Here is a 15804-nt window from a genome sequence, read left to right on the forward strand (position 1 = left end):
AGCTGACACAGAGGCGGTCATTTGCGAAAGCATGACCGCCCCCCGACTTCTGCCATTCGTTCAGCGTACGTGACCTCCTATACAATGCGGCAAGGCGGTAGTCAGAAGTCGACCGTCGCGGACAGCCATAGGCGGCGGCCTTCCTGTGGGTTGGCGTATTCGCCGGCATACACCGTCGTCGCGCCACTACGATATGGCAGGTAGTCGACGAAATTCTTGTCGAACAGATTGAACAGTGTTGCGCTGAGCTTGAACTTCTGCGTCACTTCGAGCGCACCGCCGAGGCTGAACAACGCATATCCCTTGAAGCTGCCAAGCGCGGTCTGGGCAGCGCCAACGCCGCGATACCGGTCCGACCGGATCTCGGAACGCAGCCACGTGCTGACCTTGTCGACCGGGCGCCAGCGCAAATTACCGTTGATCATGTGCTTGGGCGTATTGACCAGCGGCTGGCCGCGCTCGGTACCACTCTTCTGCTCGCTTTCAGTGTAGGTGTAATTTAGTCCCAAGGACAGTCGCCGGGTGAATTCGAACCGTGCGGCAACCTCGCCACCGCGTGTCACCGCCTCGTCGATGTTGATCGATTGGCCGAAAAGATCAACATTGGGAAACGCGCCTACATCGAGGCAGCCCGGGCGATCGGGATTGCCAACGAAACGGCAGTTGAACACGCCGGGACCGCCAGCGATCTTGTCCTTGAACTCGTTGTTGAACACGGTGACGTTGCCGCTGAAGAACCCGCCATTGTCGAAATACAGTCCCGCTTCGTAGCTGGTACTCGTCTCGGGCTTCAGGCCAGGGCTGCCGATCAGCGGTATCGTCCCCTGCCCGCCAAAGCCGGTGATGCCTTCCGCGATCTGTTCGAGCCGCGGCGTCTTGAAGCCTCGGCTGACGCCGCCCTTCATCGTCAGCGCAGAACTCGCATTCCATACCAGATAGGCGCGCGGCGAGAGCTTGCCGCCGAAGGTCGAGTGATCGTCGTAGCGCGCACCGAGCGTCAGCCGCAGCGTCTCGGCGATCTTCAGTTCGTTTTCGACAAAGCCCGCCCATTGCTGGAACTTGTACGGTTCGGGAGCGACCGCATCGATCATCTTGGCGTCCCAATATTGTCCGCCGATCGTGAAGGTGAACGGGCCGCTCGAACCAATGAACCGCGAATCGACGATGCTGTTGGTCGCCTCCAGCGTGCGCGGCGATCCCGCCACAACGCCGGGCGTACCTCGTGGCACGGTACGGCCGATCGTCTCTGTCGTGTTGCGCGTCAGCGTCGTCTCGAGCGTGCCGATTCCTGCACGCCACGTGTGTGCGGCAACGTAATTGTCGCGATTGAAACGCTGCATCGGACCATAGCCGCCCGCGACCGTCGCGGTGCCGAGCTGCCCCGCCGAGTTGTCGTAGGTCTGCTCGGAGCGATCATATTCGATCCACAGATCGTGGTCAGGACTCGGCGTGACGCTGATCCGCCCACCATAGGTATAGATGTTGGCCTTCACCGGGCTCGGCCCGCGCGTCGACAGTGGCACCAGCGTACCAGCGACATTCTCGTACTTCAGCGCCGACGCATCGCGGTGATACAGGCTGCCGCGCACCGACAAGCCGATCAGGTCGCGCACGACCGGTCCCTGCGCATAGCCGTTCAGCGACTGGATATTGCCGAAGTCACCATTCCCCTGGACGGTGCTTTCAGCGCCGACGGTGCCGAGCCAGTGCGTACCCACTTTCCGCGTAATCAGGTTGACCACGCCGCCCATCGCGTCAGAGCCGTACAGCGTCGACATTGGTCCACGGACCACCTCGATCCGCTCGATCGCCGAGAACGGGGGCAGGAACCCTGACGAGGTTTCGCCGAAGCCGTTCGGGGTGACACTACCCGGCGCGTTTTGGCGGCGGCCATCGAGCAATACGAGCGTGTAGTCCGCCGGCATGCCGCGGATCGAGATGGTCAGCCCCCCGGTCTTGCCCTGGGTTTGCCCGACATCGACGCCCTCCACATCCCCCAGCGCCTCAGCGAGACTGCCGAAGCGCTTTTCCTGAAGTTCAGCCCGGCTGATGACGCTGATCGAGGCGGGAGCGTTGACGATTTTCTGTTCGAAGCCGGCAGCGGTGACGACGATATCGTCGGCGGTGCCTTCGACCTCGGCGGTGGCGGACGTCGACTGCGTCCCCGCCTGCCCATACGCGGGCTGGCTCAGCACCAGCGACGCCATCATGCACGCGGCGCTGCCGGCCAGCCGCGCGCGGCTGTCACGAAAATACCCCATTGAAACCCCCGGTTAATATTGCGAATGATTAGCAATCTCTGGGCGCGATTGGTTCGCGGGGCCGGAATCGTCAATTCGGAAACCGCACATGGACGTCGACTGCAACGCTTCGTTACAATCCGCACCTGTTGCGGGGGCAGCTGCCCAGCTCCCATTCGCCGACCGCGACACGCCGCCGCATATCGTCGTGGTCGAGGACGAACCGGCACTCCGGGCGCTATTGTCTCGGATTCTGAGGGAATGCGGGTACGACGTGACCGGTGCGGCGGATGGGATCGAACTGCAGCGCGCGTTGATAGAGCGGCCGATCGACCTGATCCTCCTAGACATCATGCTGCCCGGTCCCAGTGGACTCGAACTCTGCCAGACGATCCGCGAACGCAGCCGCGTGCCGATCATCATGGTCAGCGCACGCGGCGAAGAGGGAGACCGCGTCACCGGCCTCGATAACGGCGCCGACGATTATATCGCCAAGCCGTTCGGACGCGCCGAATTGCTGGCTCGCGTGCGTGCTGCCCTGCGTCGTGCCAGCGATACGCATGTGCCGCTCGACATCCCCGTGCCAGATCGGTTCGACTTCGCGGACTGGAACTATCATGCGCGTCGCCGCGAACTAATCTCGCCACGGGGCGCGGAGGTCGAGCTTACCGCCGCCGAACACGAATTGCTGGTCACGTTCCTGCGCAACCCGCAGCGGACGATCGGCCGCGAGCGCCTGCTGGAGATGTCGCGCAGCCGGATCGGCCATTCGAGCGACAGGAGCATCGACGTCATGATCAGTCGTTTGCGGGCCAAGCTAGGCGATGGACGACGCGCACAACCAATCATCCGCACGATCCGGGGCGTCGGCTACATGTTCGCGCCCGATGTGACGTCGTCCTGATGACGATCCGCCCGCGCGGGATGGTCAGCCGGATCTCGCTGGTGCTGCTCTTGGCGCTGTTGCTCGAACTGCTGGGGAACGTCGCGCTCGATCGCTGGGCGCAACAGAAATATGTGACGGCAGCCGATACGCAGCGACTGGCCGCAACGCTCGCCGACGCCGACAGCATCGCCAGTGGCGCGCCGACCGCGCGGCGCGCCCGATTGATGGCCGCGCTTTCCGCGCCCGGTATGAAGCTGAACTGGGTGCCCCACACGGTGATCACCGACTTCTCGAGTTCGCGCGAGCATCTGAGCGCGATGAAGCAGCGCTTGGTCGACGCCGCCCCCGCGTTGGAACGGCGTCCGCTGCGGCTCAGCATCCTGCCGTCCGAGCTGGCGGGACGACGCGATCTGGTCGGTGCGATGCGCCTTGCGGATGCCTCGTTCGTCACCTTCCGCGTAAGTCCCTATATCGCATCCGCGCCTGGGCTGGGCATCACGACGACCGCGCATCTGGCGCTGACCGGGCTGGTGCTGTTGATCGCGCTAATGATGATCCGAGCCCTGATCCGCCCGCTCGGCGATCTGGCCGACGCTGCCGACGCTACGCGCCCCGGCCAGCCTGCTACCGTCCGCATCCAAGGGCCCAACGAGGTGCGCCGGGTCGCGACGGCCTTTGCAGCCATGCAGGCCCGCCTGCTGCACATGGTCGAGGATCATACGCAGTCGCTGATCGCGGTGTCGCACGATCTACGGACGCCGATCCAGCGGCTCCGGCTGCGGACGGCACTGCTCAGCGATGACGAGCCCCGCGACGCGATGGCCGACGACCTGATCGAGATGGAGCGGATCATCGAATCGACGCTCGCCTATATCCGTCACGATCAGCAGGAAGCCGCGCGCCTCGTCGATATCGCGGCGATCGTCGCGACCGCCGTCGACAACGCCGCCGATACCGGTGCCGCGATATCCTTCAACGGCTGCGAAGAACTGCTGGCCACGACCCGACCAACCATGCTGCGTCGTATCCTGGCAAACCTGATCGACAACGCCACGCGGCATGCCACCCGGATCGAAGTCACGCTCGCGCTCGACGGACAGAACTACGTGATCGCCGTGGACGACGATGGTGCCGGTATCCCGCTGGATCGTCGTGCCGAAGCGTTGCTGCCGTTTCGCCGCCTCGAAGACGCTCGGGGCTGCACAAGTGGCGGCGCCGGTCTCGGCCTCGCGACCAGCAGCAAAGCGGCATCTGCACTTCGCGGCACACTGTTCCTTGGGGATGGGCGACTTGGCGGCTTACTTGCCGGGGTGACGCTCCCCATAGGATGACGACATCGCGCGATACGACTGAATCGTCTTGCGCTGGGGCGGAGACCCACAACCCAACATTCCAGGGCCGCTATACGCTCCCCGATGTTCAATCGGGGAAATTAAGCGCGGTCTGGATTGTACTGCAAGGATCGTGATGGCCGCGACTTTGAACGGGCCTCAGCGTAGTTATCCCGGCAACGGCAAGCAGCAGCAACGCTGCCCATGGCAATACGCCCGCGCCAAACCCGTCTAGTAGATAGCCACCGAGAACCGCACCGCCGGCGATCGCCAGGTTCCAGGCGGTGACGATCATGGCCTGCGCGATATCCGCCGACGCACCCGCTGCACGTGCGGAGGCGGTCTGCAACACGGTCGCCGCGCCGCCGAAGCCCAGCCCCCAGGCCACTGCAGCCGCGTAGACGCCGATGGGTCCCACAGAAGCGGTTAGCAGCATCGTGGCGCTGGCGAACAGCACGATGCCGATGCCTTTCGGTGCTGACACCACAATCACCTTGACGCGCCTACGCGGATCGGTGGCACAACTGACCCAGTTGTGGACGATTTGCAGACGGCCTTTCACCCTCGACAACCAGTCCGGGCACGCAGAAGTCTGCCCGGACCAAGTTGCGCAATCCGCCTACATTCCGGCTGCGGTCGGGCGAACGATGACCTCGTTGATGTCCACCCCCTCCGGCTGCTCCAATGCGTAGCGGATCGCTCGCGCGATCGCGTCGGGAGTCAGCGATTTCTGCCGCCACGTGGTCAGCGCCGAGGCGATGTCCGGGTCAGTGATGTCGTTGCCAAGTTCGGTTGCCACGACCCCGGGTGAAATGATCGTCGTCCGGATGTCGTCATGCTCCTGGCGCAACCCTTCCGTGATCGCCCAGACCGCGTATTTGGTTGCGCAATAGACGGCGGCGCTCGGCATCACGAAATGCGCGGCGATGGATGCGACATTCACGACGTGGCCGGCCTTCTGTGCCACGAAACGGGGCAGCACGGCGGCGATCCCGTTCAGCACGCCATGAACGTTGACGTCGATCATCCGCGTCCACTCGTCCTGCTTCAGCGCGGCGAGGGGCGACAGCGGCATCACGCCGGCATTGTTGACAAGCACGTCCACCCGCCCGAACCGCGCTTCCGCCGCATCGGCGAAGGCGGCGAAGTTTGCCGCGTCGGTCACGTCCAGTGCGTGCCACGCGACATTCGCGCCGAGCTCTGCCGCGAGCGCTTCGAGGCGACCAGTCCTGCGCGCACCGATAAAGAGGCGCGCGCCCCTGCCCGCCAGTTCACGCACGGTGGCCTCGCCGATACCGCTCGAGGCGCCGCTGATCAGCACTGTCTTGTCGATGACGTCGTTCATGATGGTTCCTGTCCCGTTGCCATGAAGGCTGAGCACAGATGAAGCCAAACTGTCGGCAGGCGTGAGACCGATCGGCCGCAATCCTTGCACGATTCTCCGAGATGACGCTGCCTACGCTTGCGAGATCGGGTAACAGCGGACACAGTCCCTTGATGAGCACGATCGCAGACCTAGCCGCGCTGGTTGCGCGCCATGTGACCAGAACGGGAATGGTAAGCACTCCAATCGATCGATTGTCACTTTTCCGCGCTGATGAGCCGACCGTGCCCTTGCCGGCTGTGTATGACGCGTCGCTTTGCATAATTGCCCAAGGTGCCAAGCGGGTTTCGCTCGGCGGGCAGAGCCTTCTCTACGATGCCGCGCATTATCTGCTGGTATCAGTCGACCTGCCGCTCGTCGGACACGTCATCCAGGCGGACCATGACGCCCCGTACCTCTGCTGCAAGATCGACATCGACCAAGCGGTGCTAGCGGACCTTATCCTGGCGGAAGGCGTCGGGGCGCCCAAGGCCGATCTACCAGCGCTCGCGGTATATCGCAGCGACGGCGATCTGGTCGACGCAGCGTGCCGGCTGATGCGTCTGCTGGACCAGCCCGGCAATATCGCTGCGCTGGCGCCGCTGATCGAGCGGGAAATCCTGTATCGTTTGCTCAAGGGCCCCCACGGCCCTGCCCTTCGCTACATGGCGGTCGCCGACAGCCACCTCAACCAGGTTAGCCGCGCTATCGCGACGATCCGCACCGCGTTCGACCAACCGCTACGCATCGGCGACATTGCGACCGCTGCCGGCATGAGCACGTCCTCCTTGCACGAACACTTCAAGGCAGTGACAAAAATGACGCCGCTGGAGTATCAGAAACAACTGCGCCTACAAGAGGCACGGCGCCTGATGCTGTCGGGAGGCACGACCGCAAGCGGTGCAGGCTTCGCCGTGGGGTATGAAAGCCCATCGCAGTTCAATCGCGAGTATGCCCGCCTCTTTGGCGCGCCGCCTCGGCGGGACATCGAACAGCTACAGCGCAGCGGCAATTTACTGACGCCAGTGTAGCCTCTCTCGCTTTCGACTGGCCCCACAAGCAGACGTTCGCGCGCCCTCCCCCGCGTCCCAACTTGAGACGCTCGTTCATATCCGCGATATGACTGCTTTTCGCACCCGGTTTCCCGGTCGCGAATGCCCCAATGTGGCGGAATGGAAAACGGTCGTTAAGATGCCGGTGCGAAGTTCGTATCCCGCGTGTGTGCCCGATTGCATCGTACGAAACGTTCTTGCCAATGTCTCAATTGCCGCCCAGCGCCGCAGATAGCGCCGCGATCGCCTGTTCAGCTTCAAGATTGTCGAGGCTGGCAAAGCCGATACGCAGACCGCGGGGGGCGTCGTTGCGAACCATGAAGGATCTTGAGGCAGCGAAGCGCAGGCCAATGGCGCGTGCTCGCGCCTCGATAGAGTCGATGCATTGGCCGGGGAAACGCAGCCAGAAGGCAAGGCCGCCGTTGGGAATGTCGAACTGAACGCGATCTCCCAGTCGAGCCCGCAATCGCTCCGCGAATTCGAGCCGTCGGCCGGCATAGATCTGCAACACCTTTCGCGCATGGCGACGCAGTTCGCCGCTCGATACGAGCTCGGCGGTCGCGCTTTCGGTGATCGTATTGCCCATCCCGTCCGTGAGCGACACGGCATGCGCGAGCGTGCGGATTACCGCCTCGGGTGCGACGATATAGCCAATGCGCAACGCAGGCAGCAGCAGCTTGGAAAGCGATCCGATGTAGATGACGTGCTGTGGCGCGTAGGCGGCCATCGGCAGCAGCGGCTGCGAGGCGAAGTGAAATTCATGGTCATAATCGTCCTCGATGATCGCAAACCCGAATTGGCGGGCAAGATCGAGCAGTCGCAACCGTCGCTCGGGTCGAAGCGCGACGGTAGTAGGAAACTGATGATGCGGCGTCAGGAACACGGCACGGGTCGGATGCCTTCGACATGCCGTCTCGACCGCAGAGACATCGATGCCCTGCTCGTCCAGCGGAACGGCGATCACGCGTGCGCCCAGCGCCGTGAACGCGGCCACCGCCGGTTCGTAGGTCAGAGCCTCGACGAGTACGCAGTCGCCTGGGCGTAACAGCGCCTGTGCGGTAAGGAAGATGCCGTTCTGGCTGCCGCGGGTTATACAGATCTGCTCGGGCGTCACCGCGAGCCCCCTCTGGCTGCGCAGCATCTCCGCCAAGCTATTGCGTAATTCAGGTGCGCCAAGCGGATCGCGATACTGGAGCTGATTGGAAACCGCCGCCGCGCGCACGGCTCTACGATACGCGTTCCCTAGAATCTCGGCCGGGAACAAGCGGCCATCGGGCGCGCCCTCGTCGAGCTTCAGGCCATCGCCGCCAGGCATTGCAAGTGGGCGAGCCGGTGCGGGAACGAGGCGATAGAGTGGCTTGAGTTCATCCTGCGACACGGATGTGGCACGCGGCGTTTTCTGGATGGGATCCGCCAAGTCCGACGATACCAGCGTGCCGCGCGTGCCTGCCGACGTAAGCCACCCTTGCGCGATCAGCTCATCATAGGCGAGCACCACTGTCTTGCGGTTGATACCCAGATCCGCGGCCAGCTCGCGACTGCTCGGTAGATAGGTGCCGGAGGTCAGCCGACCACCTTCGATGTCGCGCACGATCGCAGCGATGATCTGCATATAGACCGGCGTCCGCCTCGCAGGATCAATCCGATCCCCCAGCGTGAGTGGCAATTTCCGCAGCATTGGACCCGCCTCTTTCGTCGATCAACGTCTTGTCAGGACCAGTCTATGGCGGCGATCCACTGCGGGCAACACGGTATTGGACCCATCGACTAATCCAGAATTGGAGGTTTTTGGGGCCGGGCAAGTCATTCAAGAGGGACATCGGTAGCAAGAAAGTACGTCGACCGGTGTCCAGCCCATTCACGCAGTTTGATGCTCGCGACGTTCGCGCGTTGGTGGCGGAACATGCGTTGGCCTGGGTGCTCACACCGGGTGCGGACATCGCCGACGCAAGCCAGCTCCCGCTGGTGGGCGAATATGACGATGCCGGCCGACTGGTGGCGCTGATCGGCCATCTGTCGCGTGGCAATCCGCTGGCGACGAGCCTGTCGGAAACGCGGCGCGCGACCATCCTCTTCAGCGGCCCGGAAGGCTATGTATCACCCGAGCATGCCGGACGTCGCGACTGGGCGCCGACCTGGAACCATGCGCACGTAAAGGTCGCTGCGGATATCGAGATCGATGCAGCACTGACCGATCACTCGCTCGCCGTACTGATCAACGCGATGGAGGCCAAGCGCGCCGACCCGTGGCACGCGGGCGAAATCGCCGACCGGTCTGCGCGGTTGCGCGAGCAGATCATCGGTTTCCGCGCGACGGTGACGGCGTTGGAAGCCCACTTCAAACTCGCCCAGGACGAGCGGCCCGAGACGTTGCACAATATCCTCCAGAGCCACCCCGATCGCGAGTTGGTGCGCTGGATGCAACGGTTCAACGCAGGGCGATGAGAGTGGCCCGCCCCTTCTGCCGAACACTTCCGGCCGAGCACCTCTGGCATCGCAGCCAATTACTCGGTGTTGCGATCCGGCAACTCGATCAGCCGCCGCTCGAAGAAGCGTCGTCCCCGAGCAAGAGGTCACAGACCCCGATCGGTTGCGACGAAGCGAAGCGGGCAATGTGCCCAGATAACATCCTGGCGGTTCAGGGCCGCCGACTTCAATTACTTAGGGGAACTACCATGCCTTACACCTTCAGCCGATTCTTGATGGCGGCTTCCGTCCCCGTCATCACTGTAGCACTGCTGCAGTCGGCAGCCGCTTTTGCGCAGACTACGGGTGGCAACGCTATCCACGCCAACGATCCGATGGCGGAAACGCAGGGCGAAATCGTCGTCACCGCGCAGAAGCGCGAGGAATTTCTCAACAAGGTGCCGATCTCGATCGCGGTGCTGTCGGGCGCGACGCTCGATGCGTCGTCGGTCGAAGGTGTCGCCGAAGCGCTCCGTACGGTGCCGGGTGTCACGACGAGCCAATATTACCAGGGTGGCGGCACCGGAGTTACCGTGCGCGGCGTCACCGCCAATGCCCCGACGCTCAACGGGTCCAATCCCGTCAGCTATTATCTCGACACGGTCCCGTTCAGCTTCGTCAAATCGGCGATCGCGCCGGACTCGAACGCCTTCGACCTCCAGCGCGTTGAGGTTCTCCGCGGTCCGCAGGGGACGTTGTACGGGGCCAGCGCGCTGAACGGCGTGGTCCGCGTCCTCACCAACGATGCCAACCTTAATGCAACGGACTTCAAGGCCAGAGCCTCGACGTCCTACACCGAGGAAGGGTCGCTCAACTACCGCGCCGATGCGATGGTCAACATACCCATCGTCGAGGACAAGCTCGGCGTCCGTCTTGTCGCCGGCTATACGGACAATGACGGCTGGCTGGACCGGCCGAACAAGGACAATTTCAACAGCTCGAAGAACCTGTCGCTGCGCGCCAAGGTCGGCTTTCAGCCGATCGACGATCTACGGATTGATTTTTCCTATTGGCTCGCCCGCGACAGTTACGGCGGCCCTTCGGTCGGCACCGTCGACTATACCCGCGGCACCCGCGTGCCCGAGCCGATGTCGATCGACTACGACGCGCTCGGCCTCAAGGTCGCCTACGACCTTGGCGGCGTGACGTTCACCAACTCGACGGGGTATCTGACCCTCAACAATGACGGCATCTTCGATTATGCGGGAACGATCTTCAACACGACGCTGACCAGCCAGTTTAAGACCAGGATTTTCAGCAACGAAGCCACCTTCAGCTCGAACGGGTCCGGTCCGCTCAGCTGGAGCGTCGGCGGCAGTTATCGCTCGGCGCGCGATGAGTTGATCCAGGCCACCGATCCTAATTTCTTCAACTATACCGGTATCGACAAGTCGAACGCGTTCGCGGTGTTCGGCGAGGCGACGCAGGCGATCGGGCAGTTCCGCCTGACCGGTGGCCTGCGCTACTTCAAGGATCATGTGTCGGCACGTGCAGAAGTGCCGGTCGCCGCGCCAGTGAAGGCCAATTTCAACGCCTGGACCCCCCGCGCCGTTCTCACCTGGCTGCCAACCGAACGCACCACCGCCTACCTCTCTTATTCGCAGGGGTTCCGCAGCGGCGCGATCCAGTTCCAGGGGCTGGTCCCCGCAAGCTTCCCCACGTTGAAGCCCGATCGGCTGCACAATTACGAGGTCGGCGTGAAGACAAGCCTGTTCGACAACCATATCCAGTTCGAGAGCGCCGTGTATTATATCGACTGGCAGGACGTGCAGCAGTCGCTCCGCATCCCGTTCAATCAGGCCGTGGTGACGGCGCTGGTCAACGGCAGTTCGGCAAGCGGCATCGGCATCGATGCCAAGATCTCGGCACGCGTCACGCCGGCACTCACTTTGTCGGTGGCCGGAAACTGGAACGACCTGACGCTGGACTCTCCGGTCGTCTCGCAGGGCTTCACGCTGTTCGAGAAAGGGGATCGTCTGAACCGGTCGCCAGCCACGACGATCGCGGGGTCGGCGGACTATGCCTTCTCGATCGGCGATCGGACGGCCCATTTGTCGGGAGCGTTGAACTATACCTCGCCGCAGCAGGATCGTACCGTCAGCGGTGGCCTGTTGATTTCGCGCGGGCAGAGCCAGCTGATCGGCGGATCGCGCCTCTCGGTCGAGGCGACCGACCATGTCCGCGCCACGCTCTACATCGATAACATCACCAATCAGAACCACTTCATCGTCGGCGCTGCCGGAATCTCGACGCGGGACTTCGACGCTCGCGTCCGCCCGCGCACCTTTGGCATCCAGCTCGAAATTCGTTGATGGAAGGGGTTGCGGACATCGCAACCCCGCAAGCGTATCAGTACAGACCAGGAGGAGGCCGACGATGCCCTGTGAGATCACGCGACGCGGGTTCGTCGCTACCGGTGCGGCCGCCATGCTGTGCGGTCCAGCGTTCGGAACAGCTCGCGTGCTCGATATCGCGCTGGTCAACGCACAGGTGTGGACGGGAGACCGCGGCGTGCTGTCCGACGCTGTCGGTATCGCCGGTAACCGCATAGCGGCGCTGGGCGACCGGGCGGTTCGTTCCGTGATCGGCCGAGGCACGCGCGTGATCGATTGCGGCAGCGCGTTCGTCATGCCGGCCTTCACTGATTGCCACACCCATTTCCTGCGTGGCTCGCCCAACCTGACCCAACCCGATCTGTTGGAAGTGCGTTCGCGCACAGAGTTCATCGAACGGGTCGGAGCGGCGGTGCGCGATGTGCCGAAGGGCCAGTGGCTCACCGGCGGTCCGTGGGACGAGCAGAGGTTCGGTGGCCAATTGCCGCGCAAGGACTGGGTGGATGCGGTCTCGGCCGACACGCCGATCGCAATTCCTCGCACCGACCTGCATTCGCTGTTCCTGAACTCCGCCGCGCTGCGGCTGGTCGGGATCGACCGCAACACGCCTGACATTGCAGGTGGAGTCATCGTGCGCGACGAGCGCGGGGAGCCGACCGGCGTACTGAAGGACAATGCGACGCACCGCGCGTTCGCGGCGATCCCGCCGCCGACCGAGGCGATCATCGATCAACAGATGCGGCGAGGCATCGCCCATGCGCTCAGCAAGGGCGTCGCGCAGGTCCATAATACCGAAATCGACTGGTCGGTGCAGGACGCCGCACGGCGGCTGCGGCGCGCTGGGCCGACGGGCTTGCGCTTCTATTCCTTCGTACCGCTCGCCGATTGGGAACGCATGGCCGCTTTGGTCAAGGCGGAGGGGCGTGGCGACGATTGGGTACGCTGGGGTGCACTGAAATGCGTGTCGGATGGATCGCTTGGCGCACGCACCGCCCGATTCCATCAGCCCTATCTCGACGACCACGCAACCCGGGGCGTGTGGACCACGCGCGTCGAGGACATGAAGGCATGGATCCCCGCGGCAGACGCTGCGAAGATGCCGATCACCACGCACGCGATCGGCGACGAGGCGAACGACGTCGTGCTCGACATCTATGCCGACACCGCGCGCCGCAACGGCTCGCGTGACCGACGCTTCCGCATCGAGCATGCCCAGCATCTCAGCCCCGGCGCCTGGTCGCGCATGGCGCGGCAGAAGGTGATCGCCTCGGTCCAGCCCTATCATGCGATCGACGACGGACGTTGGGCGGGGAAGCGGATCGGCGAGGAGCGGTTGAATCGCACCTATGCGTTCAAGACCATGCTCGATGCCGGCGTCACCACCTGTTTCGGATCGGACTGGCCGGTTGCGCCGATCGATCCGCTGACCGGCATCGACGCAGCGGTCCTGCGCCGCACGATCGATGGCGCCAATCCGAACGGCTGGCATCCCGAACAGCGCATCCTGGTCGAGGCGGCGCTCACCGCCTACACCCGCACCGCGGCCTTTGCCGGCTTCCAGGAGGATCGCCTGGGCAGGATCGCACCGGGATATCTCGCCGATATCGTCGTGCTCGACCGCAACCTGCTGACCGCGCCGTCGGATCAATATCTCAAGACCAGCGTGCTGCGCACCTTCGTCGATGGGCAGGAACGCTATACAAGTGCCGCGGCGCCGCGCGGATGACGTTCGCTGCTTGCTGGAGAATAGAATGACCTTGCCCTTGAGCCGCCGCGCCGCCCTGACCGGGCTGGCCGCCCTGCCCCTGCTCGGCATCGCCGCAACGGCCCCCGCCGCGACGACGATCCTGATCCGCAACGGCTATCTGTTCGACGGCACCGGTAGCGCGCGCACCCCGCGCAACGTGCGGATCACGGGCGACCGGATCGACGCCATCTCTGCCGGCGACATCCCCGTCCCCGCCGGGGCGACCGTGATCGACGCTGCTGGCCATACGCTGATGCCGGGCCTCACCGACGCGCATTGGCACATGTCGGCGGTGAAAGGCGCATCGTGGATGGGCCCGGAGGATGCGGTCTCGGTCGCGCTGATCTTCAAGGATGCCGAGCGGCAGCTGATGCGCGGCTTCACCACGGTGCGTGACACGGCCGGATCGATCTTCGGCATCCGCGACGCGATCGAGCACGGCATCATGCCCGGCCCGCGCTGCTATCCGAGCGGTGCCGCGATCTCGCAGACGTCCGGGCATGCCGATTTCGATCCGGTCGACGAACTGCCCCCCACGCTGGGCGGCGGCGCATCGCGCTATCGTCGATCGGGAATGACGGCAGTCGCGAACGGCGTCCCCGAAGTGCTCGCCGCCGCCCGCCAGCAGTTCAAGCGAGGCGCCACCCAAATCAAGATCATGGCCGGCGGCGGTGTGACGTCGGATTTCGATCCCATCGACACGCTGCAGTTCACACCGGACGAACTGCGCGCGATCGTCCAAGCGGCGACCGACTGGGGCACCTATGCCTCCGCGCATGTCTACACGGCCGCCGGCGTGCAGCGATGCCTCGATGCCGGGGTGCTGTCGATCGAGCATGGTCATCTGATCGACGACGCGGCGGCGGCACGCATGGCCGAAAAAGGCGCATGGCTGTCGACCCAGCCGTTCGAGAACGGCGACAACATCCTTAGCCCCGCTCAGATGGTGAAGGCCACCGAGTCGCTCGGCACCGCCGGCTGGCAGTCCAGCGTAAGGCTGGCAAGGAAGCACGGCGTCAACGTCGCGTTCGGCACCGATCTTTTTTCACGCACGCCCGGCTCACGCACCGAGAACGCGATGTTGCCGCGGCTCGGGACGGTGTTCTCGAACGCGGAAGTGCTGCGCATCGCGACCTCCGGCAATTGCAGCCTGTTCGCGCACAGCGGCAAACGCAACCCGTACCGCGCCGCGCCGCTCGGCGTGGTCAAGCAGGGCGCCTGGGCAGACCTGCTGCTGATCCGTGGCAACCCCCTGGACGACCTGCACCTGCTCGAGGATTACGAACGGAACCTGCTGCTGATCGTCAAGGACGGCGTGATCCACAAGAACCTGATGGTCTGATCGCGACCGCAAGATACGAGGAATTCCGATGCCCACACCTGCACGAACCGCGCTCCGCCTCGCGGCCCTGGGACTCGCGTTGTGCGGCGCAACCACCGCTACCGCACAACAGGCCGCGCCGCCGGTCCCCGGCTACACCTTGCCCAACACCCAGGTGTTCGACGTCACGGCCAACGACGATGGGCAAGTATACCGCATATTCGTCTCCGCACCCTCGCAGCCTGCGCCGGACGGCGGCTTTCCCGTACTCTACGTGCTCGACGGCAATGCGTTCTTCCCGGGCTTCGCGGGCGAACGCCGGCTCGAGGAATTCGCCAAACAGGCCGGCGGCGGGCTGATCGTGGTCGGCGTGGGCTATCCGACCGATCAGGCGTACGACATGAAGCGTCGGCTCTACGATCTCACTCCAGCCTGGCCGGCCGCGATGCCACCAGCCGCCACAGGCGGGTTCAAGGCCGGCGGCAATCAGCATTTCGCGCGCTTCCTGCTCGATCAGCTACGCCCCGAGATCGCGAGACGATACAAAATCGCGCCCGATCGCCAGTCGTTGTTCGGCCATTCGCTCGGCGGACTGTTCGCGCTGCACCTGTTCTACGCCCGCCCCGACGCGTTCGAGGCGATCATTGCCGCCAGTCCGTCGCAATGGTGGAACGACCAGTCTCTGCTGGCCGAAGAGCGCGCCTTCGCCAATCGGCTGACGACCGGCAAGATCGCCACCCGCATCAGCCGCCTCCTGTTGTTGACCGGCGAACGCGACGCTGCCGCCACGATCACTTGGGATGTTGAGGCGCTGGTTCGGCGCCTCCAGCCGCTCTCCGGCTATGGGCTGCGTACCCGCTTCGCCAATTTCGATGGCGAAACGCATATCTCCGTACCCTATCGCGCGATTACGCCGACGCTGCGTTTCGTGGTTGGTGTTCCCTGACCCGGGCTCGACGCGGCAAGCACCGCATGTCAAACAGATCGGGTGGGTCGTTCGGTTCGGCTAGGACATTGATATCCTGATTGAACTCAGTAGCCGATTCCGGATCCTCGATATATCGC

Annotated in this window: 12 protein-coding genes; 8 read left to right on the forward strand and 4 right to left on the reverse strand. The window is 64.0% G+C overall.

What is annotated here, in order from left to right:
- Positions 1 to 101: 101 nt before the first annotated feature.
- Positions 102 to 2261, reverse strand: coding sequence for a TonB-dependent receptor domain-containing protein (locus tag AC1MLZ_RS03545; RefSeq protein ID WP_480960484.1), 2160 nt, complete (start codon positions 2259 to 2261; stop codon positions 102 to 104).
- Positions 2262 to 2349: 88 nt separating this feature from the next.
- On the opposite strand from AC1MLZ_RS03545, the gene AC1MLZ_RS03550 reads away from it, so the two are divergent.
- Both AC1MLZ_RS03550 and AC1MLZ_RS03555 read left to right on the forward strand, forming a co-directional pair.
- Positions 2350 to 3144, forward strand: coding sequence for a response regulator transcription factor (locus tag AC1MLZ_RS03550; protein ID WP_480960485.1), 795 nt, complete (start codon positions 2350 to 2352; stop codon positions 3142 to 3144).
- The gene (locus AC1MLZ_RS03555; RefSeq protein WP_480960486.1) at positions 3144 to 4457 is read left to right on the forward strand and encodes an ATP-binding protein; all 1314 of its coding nucleotides are present in this window, start codon (positions 3144 to 3146) and stop codon (positions 4455 to 4457) included. Before AC1MLZ_RS03550 ends, AC1MLZ_RS03555 begins: the two co-directional genes overlap by 1 nt.
- An 88-nt stretch (positions 4458 to 4545) precedes the next feature.
- Here AC1MLZ_RS03555 and AC1MLZ_RS03560 read toward each other — a convergent pair whose 3' ends face one another.
- Both AC1MLZ_RS03560 and AC1MLZ_RS03565 read right to left on the reverse strand, forming a co-directional pair.
- A complete protein-coding gene (locus AC1MLZ_RS03560) occupies positions 4546 to 4941 on the reverse strand; it encodes a hypothetical protein (protein ID WP_480960487.1) in 396 nt (131 codons plus the stop codon).
- Between the two features lie 135 nt (positions 4942 to 5076).
- Positions 5077 to 5802: an SDR family oxidoreductase gene (locus AC1MLZ_RS03565; RefSeq protein ID WP_480961458.1), complete on the reverse strand. Its 726-nt coding sequence runs from the start codon at positions 5800 to 5802 to the stop codon at positions 5077 to 5079.
- A gap of 152 nt (positions 5803 to 5954) precedes the next feature.
- On the opposite strand from AC1MLZ_RS03565, the gene AC1MLZ_RS03570 reads away from it, so the two are divergent.
- On the forward strand, positions 5955 to 6851 hold the full coding sequence (locus AC1MLZ_RS03570; RefSeq protein WP_480960488.1) for an AraC family transcriptional regulator: 897 nt from the start codon (positions 5955 to 5957) through the stop codon (positions 6849 to 6851).
- Positions 6852 to 7080: 229 nt separating this feature from the next.
- Here the strand turns inward: AC1MLZ_RS03570 and pdxR are convergent, their stop codons facing one another.
- Positions 7081 to 8484, reverse strand: coding sequence for a MocR-like pyridoxine biosynthesis transcription factor PdxR (pdxR, locus tag AC1MLZ_RS03575; protein ID WP_480960489.1), 1404 nt, complete (start codon positions 8482 to 8484; stop codon positions 7081 to 7083).
- Positions 8485 to 8717: 233 nt separating this feature from the next.
- On the opposite strand from pdxR, the gene AC1MLZ_RS03580 reads away from it, so the two are divergent.
- The 5 genes from AC1MLZ_RS03580 to AC1MLZ_RS03600 all read left to right on the forward strand — a co-directional run bounded on the left by AC1MLZ_RS03580 (position 8718) and on the right by AC1MLZ_RS03600 (position 15685).
- The gene (locus tag AC1MLZ_RS03580; RefSeq protein WP_480960490.1) at positions 8718 to 9317 is read left to right on the forward strand and encodes an FMN-binding negative transcriptional regulator; all 600 of its coding nucleotides are present in this window, start codon (positions 8718 to 8720) and stop codon (positions 9315 to 9317) included.
- A gap of 257 nt (positions 9318 to 9574) precedes the next feature.
- Entirely contained in the window at positions 9575 to 11650 is a 2076-nt protein-coding gene (locus AC1MLZ_RS03585; RefSeq protein ID WP_480960491.1) for a TonB-dependent receptor, read from the forward strand.
- A gap of 64 nt (positions 11651 to 11714) precedes the next feature.
- The gene (locus tag AC1MLZ_RS03590) at positions 11715 to 13397 is read left to right on the forward strand and encodes an amidohydrolase (protein ID WP_480960492.1); all 1683 of its coding nucleotides are present in this window, start codon (positions 11715 to 11717) and stop codon (positions 13395 to 13397) included.
- A 25-nt stretch (positions 13398 to 13422) separates the two neighbouring features.
- Positions 13423 to 14760: a metal-dependent hydrolase family protein gene (locus AC1MLZ_RS03595; protein WP_480960493.1), complete on the forward strand. Its 1338-nt coding sequence runs from the start codon at positions 13423 to 13425 to the stop codon at positions 14758 to 14760.
- Positions 14761 to 14788: 28 nt separating this feature from the next.
- The gene (locus AC1MLZ_RS03600) at positions 14789 to 15685 is read left to right on the forward strand and encodes an alpha/beta hydrolase (RefSeq protein ID WP_480960494.1); all 897 of its coding nucleotides are present in this window, start codon (positions 14789 to 14791) and stop codon (positions 15683 to 15685) included.
- The last annotated feature ends 119 nt before the right edge of the window (positions 15686 to 15804 follow it).

This window comes from Sphingomonas sp. PEI4, assembly GCF_056679955.1.